14 protein-coding genes are annotated in these 17605 nt (G+C 63.2%); all 14 read right to left on the bottom strand.

From position 1 onward, the window contains the following. Nucleotides 1-4 precede the first annotated feature (4 nt). The 14 genes from rpsC to rpoB all read right to left on the bottom strand — a co-directional run bounded on the left by rpsC (nt 5) and on the right by rpoB (nt 17578). Nucleotides 5-739: a 30S ribosomal protein S3 gene (gene rpsC, locus ACZK13_RS03840; RefSeq protein ID WP_004145350.1), complete on the bottom strand. Its 735-nt coding sequence runs from the start codon at nt 737-739 to the stop codon at nt 5-7. Nucleotides 740-757: 18 nt separating this feature from the next. Continuing rightward, complete coding sequence (gene rplV / locus ACZK13_RS03835; RefSeq protein WP_004145348.1) at nt 758-1093, bottom strand: 50S ribosomal protein L22; 336 nt, start codon at nt 1091-1093, stop codon at nt 758-760. Between the two features lie 12 nt (nt 1094-1105). After that, on the bottom strand, nt 1106-1375 hold the full coding sequence (gene rpsS, locus ACZK13_RS03830) for a 30S ribosomal protein S19 (protein ID WP_004154485.1): 270 nt from the start codon (nt 1373-1375) through the stop codon (nt 1106-1108). Between the two features lie 6 nt (nt 1376-1381). Beyond that, on the bottom strand, nt 1382-2209 hold the full coding sequence (gene rplB / locus ACZK13_RS03825) for a 50S ribosomal protein L2 (protein ID WP_004145339.1): 828 nt from the start codon (nt 2207-2209) through the stop codon (nt 1382-1384). A 10-nt stretch (nt 2210-2219) separates the two neighbouring features. Further along, entirely contained in the window at nt 2220-2519 is a 300-nt protein-coding gene (gene rplW, locus ACZK13_RS03820; protein WP_004145338.1) for a 50S ribosomal protein L23, read from the bottom strand. Then, a complete protein-coding gene (rplD, locus tag ACZK13_RS03815) occupies nt 2516-3121 on the bottom strand; it encodes a 50S ribosomal protein L4 (protein WP_004145337.1) in 606 nt (201 codons plus the stop codon). The genes rplW and rplD overlap by 4 nt, the downstream gene beginning before the upstream one ends. Nucleotides 3122-3133: 12 nt before the next feature. Beyond that, nucleotides 3134-3784: a 50S ribosomal protein L3 gene (gene rplC / locus ACZK13_RS03810; protein ID WP_004145336.1), complete on the bottom strand. Its 651-nt coding sequence runs from the start codon at nt 3782-3784 to the stop codon at nt 3134-3136. Nucleotides 3785-3795: 11 nt separating this feature from the next. Next, nucleotides 3796-4107 (bottom strand): 30S ribosomal protein S10, encoded by a 312-nt coding sequence (gene rpsJ, locus ACZK13_RS03805; RefSeq protein ID WP_005408208.1) that lies wholly within the window; start codon nt 4105-4107, stop codon nt 3796-3798. A 332-nt stretch (nt 4108-4439) separates the two neighbouring features. Next, on the bottom strand, nt 4440-5630 hold the full coding sequence (tuf, locus tag ACZK13_RS03800) for an elongation factor Tu (RefSeq protein WP_004154360.1): 1191 nt from the start codon (nt 5628-5630) through the stop codon (nt 4440-4442). Between the two features lie 52 nt (nt 5631-5682). Continuing rightward, nucleotides 5683-7824 carry an elongation factor G gene (gene fusA, locus ACZK13_RS03795; RefSeq protein ID WP_049435135.1) on the bottom strand — a complete coding sequence of 714 codons (2142 nt, stop codon included), beginning with the start codon at nt 7822-7824 and terminating at the stop codon, nt 5683-5685. A gap of 141 nt (nt 7825-7965) precedes the next feature. Then, nucleotides 7966-8439 carry a 30S ribosomal protein S7 gene (gene rpsG, locus ACZK13_RS03790; protein WP_004145321.1) on the bottom strand — a complete coding sequence of 158 codons (474 nt, stop codon included), beginning with the start codon at nt 8437-8439 and terminating at the stop codon, nt 7966-7968. Nucleotides 8440-8451: 12 nt separating this feature from the next. Beyond that, the gene (rpsL, locus tag ACZK13_RS03785) at nt 8452-8826 is read right to left on the bottom strand and encodes a 30S ribosomal protein S12 (RefSeq protein ID WP_004145320.1); all 375 of its coding nucleotides are present in this window, start codon (nt 8824-8826) and stop codon (nt 8452-8454) included. 284 nt (nt 8827-9110) lie between these two features. Then, nucleotides 9111-13334, bottom strand: coding sequence for a DNA-directed RNA polymerase subunit beta' (gene rpoC / locus ACZK13_RS03780; protein WP_032129760.1), 4224 nt, complete (start codon nt 13332-13334; stop codon nt 9111-9113). A gap of 89 nt (nt 13335-13423) precedes the next feature. Next, nucleotides 13424-17578, bottom strand: coding sequence for a DNA-directed RNA polymerase subunit beta (gene rpoB / locus ACZK13_RS03775; RefSeq protein ID WP_049401089.1), 4155 nt, complete (start codon nt 17576-17578; stop codon nt 13424-13426). Nucleotides 17579-17605 lie beyond the last annotated feature (27 nt).

The following is a 17605-nucleotide window of genomic DNA, read 5'->3' as shown; positions in this document are numbered from 1 at the left end:
GTCGTTACCTCGCTTCACGGGCCGGGCGCTGACGGTCACCACGGTCGCCGCGATCGTGACGATCGTTGCGCGACGGGGTGTCGTCCTGCTTTTCCTGGCCAACCTGGGAGAAATCGAAGACCTCGCCCTTGTAGATCCAGACCTTGATGCCGATGATGCCGTAGGTCGTCTTGGCTTCAGCGAAGCCATAGTCGATGTCGGCACGCAGGGTGTGCAGCGGCACGCGGCCTTCGCGGTACCACTCCGAACGGGCGATTTCTGCACCGTTGAGGCGGCCACCGACGTTGACCTTGATGCCCAGGGCACCCAGACGCATCGCGTTGCCGACCGAGCGCTTCATTGCACGGCGGAACATGATGCGACGCTCCAGCTGCTGGGCGATCGACTCGGCAACGAGCTGCGCGTCCAGTTCCGGCTTGCGCACTTCGGTGACGTTGATGTGCGCCGGGACGCCCATCATCTCGCTCACTTCCTTGCGCAGCTTCTCGATGTCCTCACCGCGCTTGCCGATCACCACGCCCGGACGGGCGGTGTGGATCGTCACGCGAGCGGTCTTGGCCGGACGCTCGATCAGGATCTTGCTGATGCCGGCCTGAGCCAGCTTCTTGCGCAGCATTTCGCGCACTTTCAGGTCGGCTGCCAGGTAACCAGCGAACTCGGCCTTGTTGGCGTACCACTTGGAGTTCCAGTCCTTGGAAATGCCGAGGCGGATACCAATCGGATGAACTTTATGACCCATGGTCTTTTCCTTATCCGCTTACTTGGCGGCGCCCACAACCACAGTGATGTGGCTGGTGCGCTTGAGGATGCGGGTACCGCGGCCTTTCGCCCGCGCCATGAAACGCTTCAGGGTCGGACCTTCATCAACCATGATGGTCTGAACCTTCAGCTCGTCGACGTCGGCGCCCTGGTTGTTCTCGGCGTTGGCAATTGCCGACTCCACCACCTTCTTGATCAGGTGGGCAGCCTTCTTGTCCGAGAACTTCAGCAGGTTGACCGCACGCTCGGCCGGCAGACCGCGCACCTGGTCAGCGACCAGACGAGCCTTCTGCGGGGAGATGCGCGCAGTGCGCAGGATGGCTTTCGCTTCCATTGTCATCTCTCCTTACTTGCCCGACTTCTTGTCACCACCGTGACCCTTGAAGGTCCGGGTGATGGCAAATTCGCCGAGCTTGTGGCCGACCATGTTCTCGTTGACGAGAACCGGGATGTGGTTCTTGCCGTTATGCACGGCAATGGTGACGCCTACCATGTCAGGCAGGATCATCGAACGGCGCGACCAGGTCTTGATCGGCTTCTTGCTGCCCGCAGCGGCCTCCACCTTCTTGACGAGGTGGTGATCGACGAACGGGCCCTTCTTGAGTGAACGTGCCATGGTCGATTAGCCCCTACGATCGCGGACGATGAACTGCTGAGTGCGCTTGTTATGGCGCGTCTTGTAACCCTTGGTCGGGACACCCCACGGGGTGACCGGATGCGGATTACCCTGGCCGGCCTTCGCCTCACCACCACCGTGCGGGTGGTCAACCGGGTTCATGGCAGCACCACGAACGGTCGGGCGGACGCCGCGCCAACGCTTGGCACCGGCCTTGCCCAGCTTTTCCAGGCTGTGCTCGTCGTTGCCGACTTCGCCGATGGTGGCGCAGCACTCGACCGGAACCTTACGCATTTCACCCGAGCGCAGGCGCAGGGTGGCGTAGATGCCTTCGCGAGCCACCAGCTGCACGGCCGCACCAGCGGCGCGAGCGATCTGAGCGCCCTTGCCCGGCTTCAGTTCGATGCAGTGGATGGTGGTGCCGACCGGGATGTTGCGCAGCGGCAGGGTGTTGCCAGCCTTGATCGGGGCATCCGAACCAGCGATCACCTGATCACCAGCCTTCAGGCCCTTCGGGGCGATGATGTAGCGACGCTCACCGTCGACGTAGCACAGCAGAGCGATGTGCGCGGTGCGGTTCGGATCGTATTCGATGCGTTCCACGCGCGCCGGGATGCCCAGCTTGTTGCGCTTGAAGTCGATGATGCGGTAGTGCTGCTTGGCACCACCACCGACGTGACGCACGGTGATGCGGCCATGGTGGTTACGACCACCCGAGCGGCTCTGCGACTCGACCAGCGCAGCGTGCGGAGCACCCTTGTGCAGGTCGGGAGTGACCACGCGCACGGCCGAACGGCGGCCGGGGGAAGTGGGCTTGAATTTCATCAATGGCATGGGATGTACCTCAGGCCTTGGCCGTTACATCGATCGACTGGCCATCGGCCAGGCGAACGTACGCCTTGCGCCAATCGCCGCGGCGGCCAGCACGGTTACGGAAGGACTTGTTCTTGCCCTTGACGTTGACCACGTTGACGGCTTCGACCTTGACGTCGAACAGCTGCTCAACCGCGGCCTTTACATCGGCCTTGGTGGCTTCGTTCGAAACTTCGAAGACATACTGGTTGGAGAGTTCCTGCAGGCGCGCGGTCTTTTCGGAGACACGCGGGGCACGCAGCACGCTGAAGATTTTTTCGTTGCTGTTCATGCCAGCCACTCCTCGACCTTCTTGACCGCGTCAGCGGTGATGACGACCGTGTCGGCACCCACCAGCGAGACCGGATCCAGACCCTGGACGTCACGCACCTGCACGTACGGCAGATTGCGGGCGGACAGGTACAGGTGCTCGGACGCTTCTTCGGTGACGATCAGCGGGCGCTTGCCCACTTCCAGGCCGGCCAGCTTGGCGATCAGACCCTTCGTGTTGGTCACTTCGACGTCGAAGGACTCCACGATGGTCAGACGGCCCTGGCGGTTCAGCTCGGACAGGATCGCGCACATGGCGGCACGGTACTGCTTACGATTGACCTTCTGCTCGAAGCTGCGCGGCTTGGCCGCGAAGGTGACACCGCCGCCGACGAAGATCGGAGCCGTCAGTGCGCCATGACGCGCGCCGCCGCCCTTCTGCTTCTTCGACTTCTTGGTGGTACCAGCCACTTCGGAGCGAGTCTTCTGTGCCTTGGTGCCGGCGCGACCGGCGTTGCGGTAGGCAACGACGACCTGGTGGACCAGATCTTCGCTGAAATCGCGACCGAACACGGCGTCGGAGACCGAGACCTTGTTGTTGCTACCCGTGATAACGAGTTCCATCGTCATCTCTCCTTATGCCTTGCTCGCCGGACGGACGATCACGTCGCCACCCGCCGCGCCCGGAACGGCGCCGCGAACGGCGATCAGACCGCGCTCGACGTCGACCTTGACCACTTCCAGGTTCTGGGTGCTCTGCTGCACCGCGCCCATGTGGCCCGACATCTTCTTGCCCGGGAAAACGCGACCCGGGGTCTGGCGCTGACCCAGCGAACCCGGCGCGCGATGCGACAGCGAGTTACCGTGGGTTGCATCGCCCATACGGAAGTTGTGGCGCTTGATGGTGCCCTGGAAGCCCTTACCCTTGGTGACACCCTGGACGTCGACGATCTGGCCGACTTCGAAGATGTCCGCCTTGACTTCGCCGCCAACGGCGAAATCGCCGAGCTGCGCGTCTTCAACGCGGAATTCCCACAGGCCACGACCCGCTTCCACCTTCGCCTTGGCGAAGTGGCCGGCTTCCGGCTTGTTGACCAGGGCAGCGCGACGCGCGCCGACGGTCACCTGCACGGCGCTGTAGCCGTCGGTTTCGACGGTCTTGATCTGCGCGATGCGGTTCGGGGTTGCTTCGATCAGGGTCACCGGGATGGAGCGGCCATCTTCAGTGAACACGCGGCTCATGCCAGCCTTGCGGCCCACGAAGCCCAACGAATACTTCTTCGTCATGGTCGTAGTCCTCAGGTCAGCTTGATCTGAACGTCGACGCCGGCAGCCAGTTCGAGCTTCATCAGCGCGTCCACGGTCTTGTCATTCGGGTCAACGATATCGAGCACGCGCTTGTGCGTGCGGGTCTCGTACTGGTCACGCGCGTCCTTGTCGACGTGCGGGGAAACGAGAACGGTGTAACGCTCGATCTTGGTCGGCAGCGGGATCGGGCCACGCACTTGCGCGCCGGTCCGCTTTGCCGTTTCAACGATCTCGCTGGCCGAACGGTCGATCAGACGATGATCGAACGCTTTCAGCCGGATCCGGATCTTTTGGTCCGCCATGGCGGTAGGTTCCTTCGTTAAAAGAGCGACAGACAAAGCCTCTGGGTTGCTTTGTCCCATGAAATTCCTGAATACGGACGACCCACAGTCCTGCAGGCCGCCAAGGTCACTCCATAGACCTCAAAAACGTAGGCAGACCAGTTACCCGGCCTGCCCAGACGTAGAAGCATAATGGCACGCAAGGCAGCTGTCAACAGTCGCCTGTTGACGCCGCCTGAATGGCATTGACCCTTCCTGGTCCGGGGAACACAAGGCACATCCTGTGCCTGCTTTCCCATTTGATACGCCCCGATGCCCTACCCAGGCAACATCGGGGCGCAGATACTACCAGATTACTCGATGATCTTCGAGACCACGCCGGCGCCGACGGTACGGCCGCCTTCGCGGATGGCGAAGCGCAGGCCTTCGTCCATTGCCACCGGGTTGATCAGGGTGACGACCATCTTGACATTGTCACCCGGCATCACCATTTCGACGCCTTCCGGCAGAGCAGCTGCGCCGGTGATGTCGGTGGTGCGGAAGTAGAACTGCGGACGGTAGCCGTTGAAGAACGGGGTGTGACGGCCGCCCTCGTCCTTCGACAGGACGTAGACTTCGCCTTCGAACTTGGTGTGCGGCTTGATCGAACCCGGCTTGGCCAGAACCTGGCCACGCTCGACGTCGTCACGCTTGGTGCCGCGCAGCAGCAGGCCAGCGTTGTCGCCTGCCTGACCCTGGTCCAGCAGCTTGCGGAACATTTCAACGCCGGTCACGGTGGTCTTCTGCACCGGACGGATGCCGACGATTTCGATTTCGTCGCCAACCTTGATCACGCCGCGCTCGATACGACCGGTCACCACGGTGCCGCGGCCCGAGATCGAGAACACGTCTTCCACCGGCATCAGGAACGGCTTGTCGATCGCACGCTCCGGCTCCGGAATCCAGCTGTCCAGGGCATCGACCAGCTTCAGGATGGCCGGCACGCCGATGTCGCTCTGGTCGCCTTCCAGCGCCAGACGGGCCGAACCGGCGATGATCGGGGTGTCGTCGCCCGGGAAGTCGTACTTGCTCAGCAGCTCGCGCACTTCCATCTCGACCAGCTCGAGCAGCTCGGCGTCGTCAACCATGTCGGCCTTGTTCAGGAACACGACGATGTACGGCACGCCGACCTGACGCGACAGCAGGATGTGCTCGCGGGTCTGCGGCATCGGGCCGTCAGCGGCCGAGCACACCAGGATCGCGCCGTCCATCTGGGCGGCACCGGTGATCATGTTCTTGACGTAGTCAGCGTGGCCCGGGCAATCGACGTGGGCGTAGTGACGGACCGGGGATTCGTATTCGACGTGCGCGGTCGAGATCGTGATACCACGCGCCTTTTCTTCCGGCGCGGCGTCGATCGAGGAGTAATCCTTGAACTCGCCACCGAAGCGCTCGGCACCGATCTTGGTCAGTGCAGCGGTCAGCGTGGTCTTGCCGTGATCGACGTGACCGATGGTGCCGACGTTGACGTGCGGCTTGGTGCGCTCGAACTTACCCTTTGCCATTGTTCTATACCTTGATTGTTCGTAAGTGGTTTCAAGAGAGGCTGAGCGAGGCTCAGCCCTTCTTCATGACGGCTTCGGCGATGTTGGTCGGAGCCGGCTCGTAGTGATCGAATTCCATGGTGAAGGTGGCGCGGCCCTGGGTCTGCGAACGCAGCGCAGTGGCGTAGCCGAACATTTCACCCAGCGGGATCATCGCGTTGATGATCGAAGCGGAGCCGTCACCGGTGGTGTCGGAACCCTGCAGCACGCCGCGACGACGGCTGACGTCGCCCATCACGTCACCCTGGTAATCCTCCGGGGTCACGATCTCGACCTTCATGATCGGCTCCAGCAGCACCGGCTTGGCCTTGGCGAAGCCCTGCTTGAAGGCCATCGACGAAGCCAGCTTGAACGCCATTTCCGAGGAGTCGACGTCGTGGTACGAACCGAACACCAGCTTCACCTTGACGTCCACGACCGGGAAGCCAGCCAGCGGACCGCTGGTGATGGTTTCGCGCAGGCCCTTTTCAACCGACGGAATGAATTCCTTCGGGATCACGCCGCCGGTGATGTCGTTGATGAACAGGAAGTCGTCCTTGATGGCCGGAGCCAGCTTCGGATCGGCACGGTCGGCAGCGGTGATCGGCGACAGTTCGATCACGACGTGACCGTACTGACCCTTACCACCGGACTGCTTGGCGTGCTTGTAGTCCGACTTGACGTCGGCCAGGGTGATGGTTTCGCGGTAGGCCACCTGCGGCGCGCCGACGTTGGCTTCAACGTTGAACTCGCGCTTCAGGCGGTCGACGATGATGTCCAGGTGCAGCTCGCCCATGCCCGAGATGATGGTCTGGCCGGATTCTTCGTCGGTCTTGACGCGGAACGACGGATCTTCCTGCGCCAGACGGCCCAGGGCCAGACCCATCTTTTCCTGGTCCGACTTGGTCTTCGGCTCGACGGCCATCGAGATCACCGGCTCCGGGAACGTCATGCGCTCCAGGATGATCGGGGCGTCCACGGCGCACAGGGTGTCACCGGTGGTGGTGTCCTTCAGGCCCACGGCAGCGGCGATGTCACCGGCCAGAACTTCCTTGATTTCCTCGCGGTTGTTCGAGTGCATCTGCAGGATGCGGCCGATGCGCTCCTTCTTGCCCTTCACCGAGTTCAGCACGGTGTCGCCACCGTTCAGGGTGCCCGAGTAGACACGGAAGAAGGTCAGCGCGCCGACGAACGGGTCGGTGATGATCTTGAAGGCCAGCGACGAGAACGGAGCCTTGTCGTCCGACTTGCGGGTCATTTCGACGGTGTCGTCGTCAACGTCCACGCCCTTCACGTCCGGCACGTCGACCGGCGACGGCAGCAGCTGGATCACGCCGTCCAGCATGGCCTGCACGCCCTTGTTCTTGAAGGCCGAGCCGCAGTACATCGGCACGATCTCGGTGGCCAGGGTGCGGGTACGCAGCGCGTTGATGATTTCAGCCTCGGCCAGCTCTTCGCCGCCCAGGTACTTTTCCATCAGCTCTTCGCTGGCTTCGGCAGCGGTCTCGACCATGAACTGGCGAGCCTCTTCAGCCGGGCCCTGCAGATCGGCCGGGATTTCACCGTATTCGAACTTCATGCCCTGCGAAGCCTCATCCCAATGGATGGCCTTCATCTTCAGCAGGTCGACAACGCCCTTGAAGTTGTCTTCAGCGCCGATCGGCAGCTGCATCGGCACGGCAACCGCGCCCAGCTTGGCCTTCAGCTGGCCGACGACCTTCTGGAAGTTGGCACCGGTGCGGTCCATCTTGTTGACGAACGCGATGCGCGGCACGTGGTACTTGTTGGCCTGGCGCCACACGGTTTCCGACTGCGGCTGCACGCCACCGACGGCGCACAGGACGAAGACGGCACCGTCGAGCACGCGCAGCGAGCGCTCCACTTCGATGGTGAAGTCGACGTGCCCGGGGGTGTCGATGATGTTGAAGCGGTGCTCCGGCAGGGACTTGTCCATGCCCTTCCAGAACGCGGTGGTGGCAGCGGACTGGATCGTGATGCCACGCTCCTGCTCCTGCTCCATCCAGTCCATGGTGGCGGCGCCGTCGTGCACTTCACCGATCTTGTGGCTCTTGCCGGTGTAGAACAGGATGCGCTCGGACGTGGTGGTCTTGCCGGCATCGATGTGAGCCATGATGCCGAAGTTACGGTAACGCTCGATGGGAGTGGAACGGGCCACGGGAGCCTCTCAGATTTCTTGGATTTCGGATGGCCGAACGCCGCCTTTCGGCGGCCTTCGGATTGGCGCAGTCCTTCTGGGACCGCGAGGCAGCACGCACCGAAGTGGTGCTGCCCTGCCTGTTTTACAAGGCCGTCAAACTCACCAGCGGTAGTGGGCGAATGCCTTGTTGGCTTCGGCCATGCGGTGGGTTTCTTCGCGCTTCTTGATGGCGCCGCCACGGTTTTCCGAGGCGTCGATCAGTTCAGCAGCCAGCTTCTTCGGCATGGTGTTCTCACCACGCTTGCGCGCGGAGTCGATCAGCCAGCGCATGGCCAGGGCCATCTTGCGCGACGAACGCACTTCGACCGGCACCTGGTAGGTGGCACCACCGACGCGGCGCGACTTGACTTCGACCGCCGGAGCGACGTTGTCCAGAGCCTTCTGCACCAGTTCAATGGCGTTGGCGCTGCTGTTCTTCTCGGTGATCACGTCCATGGCGCCGTACACGATCTTTTCGGCGACGGACTTCTTGCCGCTCTGCATGACCATGTTGATGAAGCGGGCGATGGTTTCGCTTCCGTGCTTCGGATCGGGCAGGACGGAACGCTGCGGAGTATTACCCTTACGCGACATAGTGCTCTCTCCTTATGCCTTCGGACGCTTGGCGCCGTACTTGGAACGGGCCTGGCGACGCTTGGCAACGCCGGCGGCGTCGAGCGAGCCACGAACGGTGTGGTAACGCACACCCGGCAGGTCCTTGACGCGACCGCCGCGGATCAGGACCACGGAGTGCTCCTGCAGGTTGTGGCCTTCACCACCGATGTAGGAAATCACTTCTTCCTGGTTGGTCAGGCGGACCTTGGCAACCTTGCGCAGAGCCGAGTTCGGCTTCTTCGGAGTGGTGGTGTAGACACGGGTGCAGACGCCACGGCGCTGCGGGCACTTGTCGAGCGCCGGCGAGGCACTCTTGTAGGTGGTCGCTTGCCGCGGCTTGCGGACCAGCTGGTTGATCGTCGCCATCAGTAGGTTCTTCTGATTGGTGGCCGGAAAATCCGACCAGAGATGCGGAAATGTTAAAGCAGGCCAAAATTCTGGCCTGCTGAGACAGACGATTGTAGCAACCTGCCAGGAAAGCAGTCAAACGCCTCCTGTCAAGCCCGTTCCTGATCCCGGAACGTTACTGGGGGGCCTCCATGTACCCCGTTCAGGTTGGCCGGGTCGATCGCGGACGATCTCCCCTGCCCTTTCCCAATCCCATCGATGGACCGATGGGGTGGTCCGGCCTTGCGGCCGGACCGGATACCTCATTCTTCGCCCGAGGCCTGTTCAGCTTCGGCTTCAACCACCGGTGCCTCGACCGCAGCCGGGGTGCCGGCCAGGGTCTGCATTTCCGACTCGGTGAGACCGGAAGCACCGCGACGGCGGTTGCTGTGGTACGCCAGGCCGGTACCGGCCGGAATCAGGCGACCCACGATGACGTTTTCCTTCAGGCCACGCAGGTTGTCCGAGGTGCCGCGGACGGCCGCTTCGGTCAGCACGCGGGTGGTTTCCTGGAACGACGCGGCCGAGATGAACGATTCGGTCGCCAGCGAGGCCTTGGTGATACCCAGCAGGACCGGATCGAAGTGCGCCGGCAGCTCGTTGCGGGTCGACAGGCGCGCATTCTCCTCGATAACACGCTGACGCTCCACCTGTTCGCCGTTCAGGAACTTGCTGCTGCCCTGGTCGGTGATCTCGACCTTGCGCAGCATCTGGCGGGTGATCACCTCGATGTGCTTGTCGTTGATCTTCACGCCCTGCAGGCGGTACACGTCCTGGATTTCCTTCACCAGGTAGGCCGCCAGCGGTTCGACACCCAGCAGACGCAGGATGTCCTGCGGGCTCGGCTCGCCGTCCACGATGGTTTCACCCTTGGTGACATGCTCGCCTTCGAACACGATGACCTGGCGGTACTTCGGGATCAGCTCTTCGTGCTCCGAACCATCGGTGTCCTTGATGATCAGGCGCTGCTTGCCCTTGGTGTCCTTGCCGAAGCTGATGATGCCCGAACGCTCGGCCAGCACCGCCGGATCCTTCGGCTTGCGCGCTTCGAACAGATCGGCCACGCGCGGCAGACCACCGGTGATGTCGCGGGTCTTCGACGCTTCCTGCGGAATCTTGGCGACCACGTCACCCACGCCGACGGCAGCGCCGTCCTGCAGGTTGACGATCGAGCGCGGCGGCAGCAGGTACTGCGCCGGCAGGTCGGTGCCCGGGATCGACAGGTCGTTGCCCTTGGCGTCGACGATGCGCACGATCGGGCGCAGGTCCTTGGCCTGGGTACCACGACGCTTCGGATCGGTGATTTCGCGCGACGCCAGGCCGGTCAGCTCGTCGGTCTTCTCGATGACGGTGATGCCGTCGACGAAGTCGATGAAGCGGATGAAACCGGCCACTTCCGACACGATCGGGTGGTTATGCGGATCCCAGTTGGCCACGGTCTGGCCAGCCTTGATCGCATCACCGTCCTTGGACGTGATGGTCGCACCGTACGGCAGCTTGTAGCGCTCACGCTCACGGCCGTGGGCATCGAGCACCGAGATTTCGCCCGAGCGCGACACTGCCACCAGCGAGCCGTTGGCATGCTCGACGGACTTGAGGTTGCTGAACTTGACCGAGCCGGTGGTCTTGACGGTGATGTTGTCGACCGCAGCAGCTCGCGACGCCGCACCACCGATGTGGAACGTACGCATGGTCAGCTGGGTACCCGGCTCACCGATGGACTGGGCGGCGATGACGCCGACCGCTTCACCGATGTTTACCAGGTGGCCACGGGCCAGATCGCGGCCGTAGCAGCGACCGCAGACACCGAAGGCCGATTCGCACGAGATCGTCGAACGCACCTTGATGCTCTGCACGCCGGCGTCTTCCAGCTTGGCGACCCAGGCTTCGTCCAGCAGGGTGTTGCGGGTGACGATCGGATCTTCGTCGTTGCCCGGCAGGAACACGTCCTCGGCAACCACGCGACCCAGCACGCGGTCCTTCAGCGGCTCGACCACGTCGCCGCCTTCCACGATCGGGGTCATGATCAGGCCTTCGGTGGTACCGCAATCCACCTCGGTGATCACCACGTCCTGCGCGACGTCGACCAGACGACGGGTCAGGTAACCCGAGTTCGCGGTCTTCAGCGCGGTATCGGCCAGACCCTTACGGGCACCGTGGGTGGAGTTGAAGTACTCCTGCACGTTCAGGCCTTCACGGAAGTTCGCCTTGATGGGCGTCTCGATGATCGAGCCGTCCGGACGCGCCATCAGGCCACGCATACCGGCCAGCTGACGGATCTGCGCCTGCGAACCACGCGCACCGGAGTCGGCCATGATGTACAGCGAGTTCATCGACTTCTGGTCGATGGTCTCACCCTTGGCATTGACGACCTTTTCGGTACCGATGGTGTCCATCATCGCCTTGGCGATGCGCTCGTTGGTGCGCGACCAGATGTCGACCACCTTGTTGTAGCGCTCGCCGGCGGTGACCAAGCCCGACTGGTACTGCTCCTGGATTTCCAGCACTTCGGCTTCGGCCTCGGTGAGGATGCCCTTCTTCTCGTCCGGGATCAGCATGTCATCGATGCCGATCGAGACGCCGGCGCGGGTCGCGTAGGCGAAGCCGGTGTACATCAGCTTGTCGGCGAACACGACCGTGTCCTTCAGACCCAGCTGGCGGTAGCTGGAGTTGATCAGGCGGCTGATGTTCTTCTTGGTCAGCTCGGTGTTGGCCAGCGCGAACGGCAGGCCTTCCGGCAGGATTTCAGCCAGCAGGGCGCGACCGATCGTGGTGTCCACGATCGAGGTCTTGTTCTGCTTGATGCCGTCTTCGTCGGTCACCACCTCGGTGATGCGGACCTTGACGCGCGCGTGCAGTTCCACCACGCGGTTGTCGTAGGCACGCTTCACTTCGGCGATGTTGGCGAAGGCCATGCCCTCGCCCTTCTTGTTTTCCAGCGAGCGGGTCATGTAGTACAGACCCAGCACGACGTCCTGCGACGGCACGATGATCGGCTCGCCGTTGGCCGGCGACAGGATGTTGTTGGTCGACATCATCAGCGCACGCGCTTCCAGCTGGGCTTCCAGCGAGAGCGGCACGTGGACGGCCATCTGGTCACCGTCGAAGTCGGCGTTGAACGCGGTGCAGACCAGCGGGTGCAGCTGGATGGCCTTGCCTTCGATCAGCACCGGCTCGAACGCCTGGATGCCCAGACGGTGCAGGGTCGGCGCACGGTTCAGCATCACCGGATGCTCGCGGATGACCTCTTCCAGGATGTCCCAGACTTCGGCTTCTTCGCGCTCGACCAGCTTCTTGGCGGCCTTGATGGTGGTGGCCAGGCCACGACGCTGCAGCTTGGCGAAGACGAACGGCTTGAACAGCTCAAGCGCCATCTTCTTCGGCAGGCCGCACTGGTGCAGGCGCAGGTACGGACCGACCACGATGACCGAACGGCCCGAGTAGTCGACGCGCTTGCCCAGCAGGTTCTGGCGGAAGCGACCCTGCTTGCCCTTGATCATGTCGGCCAGCGACTTCAGCGGGCGCTTGTTGGTGCCGGTGATGGCACGGCCACGACGGCCGTTGTCCAGCAGCGCATCGACCGATTCCTGCAGCATGCGCTTTTCATTGCGCACGATGATGTCCGGCGCGCTCAGTTCGAGCAGGCGGCGCAGGCGGTTGTTGCGGTTGATGACGCGGCGGTACAGGTCGTTCAGGTCGGAGGTCGCGAAGCGGCCGCCATCCAGCGGAACCAGCGGACGCAGGTCCGGCGGCAGCACCGGCAGCACGGTCATGACCATCCATTCCGGACGGTTGCCCGATTCCAGGAAGGCTTCGATCAGCTTGATGCGCTTGGTGAGGCGCTTGAGCTTGGTTTCCGAACCGGTAGCAGCGATTTCCTCGCGCAGGCGGGTCATTTCCGACTGCAGGTCGATGGTGCGCAGCAGTTCGTACACGGCCTCGGCGCCCATGGCGGCGTCGAAGTCGTCACCGTGCTCCTGGCGGGCCTGCAGGTACTGTTCTTCGGTCAGCAGCTGGCGGCGTTCCAGGGCGGTCAGGCCCGGCTCGGTCACCACGTAGGCTTCGAAGTACAGCACGCGCTCGATGTCGCGCAGGGTCATGTCCAGCATCAGGCCGATGCGCGACGGCAGCGACTTGAGGAACCAGATGTGCGCGACCGGCGAGGCCAGGTCGATGTGGCCCATGCGCTCACGACGCACCTTGGCCAGGGTCACTTCGGTGCCGCACTTTTCGCAGACCACGCCGCGGTGCTTCATGCGCTTGTACTTGCCGCACAGGCACTCGTAGTCCTTCACCGGGCCGAAGATGGCGGCGCAGAACAGGCCGTCGCGTTCCGGCTTGAAGGTACGGTAGTTGATGGTTTCCGGCTTCTTCACTTCGCCGAAGGACCACGAACGGATCAGGTCCGGCGAGGCCAGCGCGATCTTGATCGCGTCGAAGTCCAGCGTCTGGCGCTGCTGGTTGAAGAGGTTGAGCAGGTCTTTCATGGTGTTCTCCAGAAGGAGGAATGCTGTGTCGATGGGCTTTCAGTTGACTGCCAGCGGCGCGGCGGCGGAGGCCGCCGCGCCGGCATGGATCAGTTGTCTTCCAGTTCCATGTTGATGGCCAGCGAGCGGATTTCCTTCACGAGCACGTTGAAGGATTCCGGCATGCCCGCGACCATCTCGTGCTCACCGTCGACGATGTTCTTGTACATCTGGTTGCGGCCCTGCACGTCATCGGACTTCACCGTCAGCATTTCCTGCAGGGTGTAGGCCGCGCCGTAGGCTTCCAGCGCCCAGACTTCCATTTCACCGAAGCGCTGGCCGCCGAACTGCGCCTTGCCGCCCAGCGGCTGCTGGGTGACGAGCGAGTACGGGCCGGTCGAACGGGCGTGCATCTTGTCGTCGACCAGGTGGTTCAGCTTCAGGTAGTGCATGTAACCCACGGTGGTGTGGCGATCGAACGCTTCACCGGTGCGGCCGTCGTACAGCTGGGTCTGGCCACTGCTCGGCAGGTCGGCCAGTTCCAGCATGCGCTTGATTTCCGCTTCGGTGGCGCCGTCGAACACCGGGGTGGCCATCGGCACGCCGTCGGTCAGGTTACGGGCCAGACGCAGCAGTTCCTCGTCGCTGAACTGCGACAGGTCGACACGGTTAGCCACGTTGGTGTCGTCGTGGTTGTAGATGTCGTCCAGGAACTTGCGCAGGTCGGCAACCGCCGCCTGGGCTTCCATCATCGCCTGGATCTTGCGGCCCAGGCCCTTGGCAGCCCAGCCCAGATGCACTTCCAGGATCTGGCCGATGTTCATACGCGACGGCACGCCCAGCGGGTTCAGCACGATGTCCACGGTTTCGCCCGAGGCCATGTACGGCATGTCCTCGACCGGCACCACGTTGGAGACCACACCCTTGTTGCCGTGGCGGCCTGCCATCTTGTCGCCCGGCTGGATGCGGCGCTTCACGGCCAGGAACACCTTGACCATCTTCAGCACGCCCGGGGCGAGGTCGTCACCGGCGGTGATCTTGCCGCGCTTGTCGGCGAAGCGACGCTCGAATTCCTTCTCGTGCGCCTGGATCTGCTTCTGCGCGCGCTCGATGGCTTCCGAGGCGTCCTCGTCCTTCATGCGCAGGGCGAACCAGTCAGCCTTCTTCAGGCCGTCCAGGAACGCGTCGCTGATGACGTCGCCCTTCTTCAGGCCAGCGCCACCGTTGACCACCTTGCCCACGATCTGCGAACGCAGACGCATGTAGATGGCGGCTTCCAGGATGCGGAACTGGTCGTCGAAGTCCTTCTTGACGCGCTTGATTTCAGACTCTTCGATCTGGCGGGCGCGCTTGTCCTTCTCGATGCCGTCGCGGGTGAAGACCTGCACGTCGATGACGGTGCCGTCCATGCCCGGCGGAACGCGCAGCGAGCTGTCCTTCACGTCCGAAGCCTTCTCGCCGAAGATCGCGCGCAGCAGCTTCTCTTCCGGGGTCAGCTGGCTTTCGCCCTTCGGGGTGACCTTGCCGACCATGATGTCGCCGGCGCGGACTTCCGCACCGATGTACACCACGCCGCTCTCGTCCAGGCGGTTCAGCGCCTGCTCGGAGACGTTCGGGATGTCGGCCGAGATTTCCTCCGGCCCCAGCTTGGTGTCACGCGCGACGCAGGTCAGCTCTTCGATGTGGATCGTGGTGTAACGATCCTCTTCCACCACGCGCTCGGAGAGCAGGATGGAGTCTTCGAAGTTGTAGCCGTTCCACGGCATGAACGCGATCAGCATGTTCTGGCCCAGGGCCAGTTCGCCGATGTCGGTGGACGGACCGTCGGCCAGCACGTCGCCGCGGGCGATGACGTCACCCACCTGGACCAGCGGACGCTGGTTGATGCAGGTGTTCTGGTTCGAACGGGTGTACTTGACCAGGTTGTAGATGTCCACGCCTGCGTCGGTGGCGCCAACGATCTCTTCCTCGTTGACCTTGACCACGATACGGGCGGCATCGATCTGCACGATCTCGCCACCACGACGGGCATTCACGGTCACACCGGAGTCACGCGCCACGGCGCGCTCGATGCCGGTACCGACCAGCGGCTTCTGCGCACGCAGGGTCGGCACGGCCTGACGCTGCATGTTGGCGCCCATCAGTGCACGGTTGGCGTCATCGTGCTCCAGGAACGGAACCAGCGCGGCCGCGATCGACACGGTCTGCATCGGCGAGACGTCCATGAAGTGGACTTCCGCCGGCGGCTTCAGCAGCGACTCGCCCTGGAAGCGGCACGGAACGAACTGCTCGGTCAGCACGCTGTCGGCATTGGTCAGGGCGTTGGCCTGCGCAATGACGTACTCGTTTTCTTCGATGGCCGACAGGAACTCGACTTCGTCATAGACCTTGCCGTCCACGACCTTGCGGTACGGGGTCTCGAGGAAACCGTACTGGTTGGTGCGGGCGTACACGGCCAGCGAGTTGATCAGGCCGATGTTCGGGCCTTCCGGGGTTTCGATGGTGCAGACGCGGCCGTAATGGGTCGGGTGCACGTCGCGCACTTCGAAGCCGGCGCGCTCACGGGTCAGGCCGCCCGGGCCCAGGGCCGAGACGCGACGCTTGTGGGTCACTTCCGACAGCGGGTTGTTCTGGTCCATGAACTGCGACAGCTGCGAGGAGCCGAAGAACTCCTTGATGGCAGCGGCGACCGGCTTGGCGTTGATCAGCTCCTGCGGGGTCAGGCCTTCCGACTCGGCCATCGACAGGCGCTCCTTGACCGCGCGCTCGACGCGGACCAGGCCCACGCGGAACACGTTCTCGGCCATTTCACCGACCGAACGCACGCGACGGTTGCCCAGGTGATCGATGTCATCGACCACGCCGCGACCGTTGCGGATCTCGGTCAGAACCTTGATCACGTCCAGGATGTCGGAGCTGTCGCCATGGGCGGCAACCAGGCGCTTGGACTCTTCGTCGTTGCGCTCACCGTAGTACTTGCGGTCGTACAGCACGGCTTCGCCGGTGGTTTCCTTGCGGCCCACGCGACGGTTGAACTTCATGCGGCCGACCGCGGACAGGTCGTAGCGCTCGAAGGTGAAGAACAGGTTGTGGAACAGGTTCTGCGCGGCGTCCTTGGTCGGCGGCTCGCCCGGACGCATCATGCGGTAGATCTCGACCAGGGCTTCCAGCTGGGTCTTGGTCGGGTCGATGCGCAGGGTGTTGGACAGGTACGGGCCACGATCCAGATCGTTCACCCACAGGGTGCCCACGGCATCCACACCGGCCTTGCGGAAGGCCTGCAGCTGCTCGTCGGTGATCTCGTCATTGGCCTGGGCCAGCAGTTCGCCGGTCGAAGCATCGACCACGTCGTGCGACAGGATGCGGCCGACGATGTAGTCGTCCGGCACGGCCAGGGCGGCGATGCCCGAGGCTTCCAGCTGCTTGATGTGACGCGCGGTGATGCGCTTGCCGGCTTCCACGATGACCTTGTCGCCGTCGGCGAGGTCGAAGCCCAGGGTTTCGCCACGCAGGCGCTCCGGCACCAGCTCCAGCTGGACGCCTTCATCCGGGTTGATGTGGAAGGTGTTGATCTCGAAGAACTCGGCCAGCATCTCTTCGTTGCTGTAGCCGAGCGCGCGCAGCAGGATCGACACCGGCAGCTTGCGGCGACGGTCGATACGGGTGAACAGCGCATCCTTCGGGTCGAACTCGAAGTCCAGCCAGGAGCCGCGGTAAGGAATGATGCGGGCGCTGTACAGCAGCTTGCCCGAGCTGTGGGTCTTGCCACGGTCGTGGTCGAAGAACACGCCCGGCGAACGGTGCAGCTGCGAGACGATGACGCGCTCGGTGCCGTTGACGATGAAGGTGCCGTTCTCGGTCATCAGCGGGATTTCGCCCAGATAGACCTCCTGCTCCTTCACGTACTTGATGGCCTTGGTCGACGACTCACGGTCGTAGATCACCAGGCGCACGGTCACGCGCAGCGGGGCGCCGTAGCTCATGCCACGCTGGCGGCACTCACGCTCGTCGAAGACCGGTTCGCCCAGCTTGTAGCCGACGTATTCCAGGGCAGCATTGCCGCTGTAGCTGGCGATCGGGAAGACCGACTTCAGCGCAGCGTGCAGGCCGTGGTCCGTGCGCTTGGCCGGATCGACGTTTTCCTGCAGGAATTCACGATAGGAATCCACCTGGATGGCGAGCAGGAACGGCACTTCGAGAATCGAGCGCTGCTTGCCGAAATCCTTGCGGATACGCTTTTTTTCGGTGAACGAATAGGACGTCATGAGGTCTTCCACCTTGTTGTGCGGATC

The organism is Stenotrophomonas sp. 99219_Sma (genome assembly GCF_056480785.1).
This window is presented reverse-complemented; position numbering and strand designations above follow the sequence as displayed.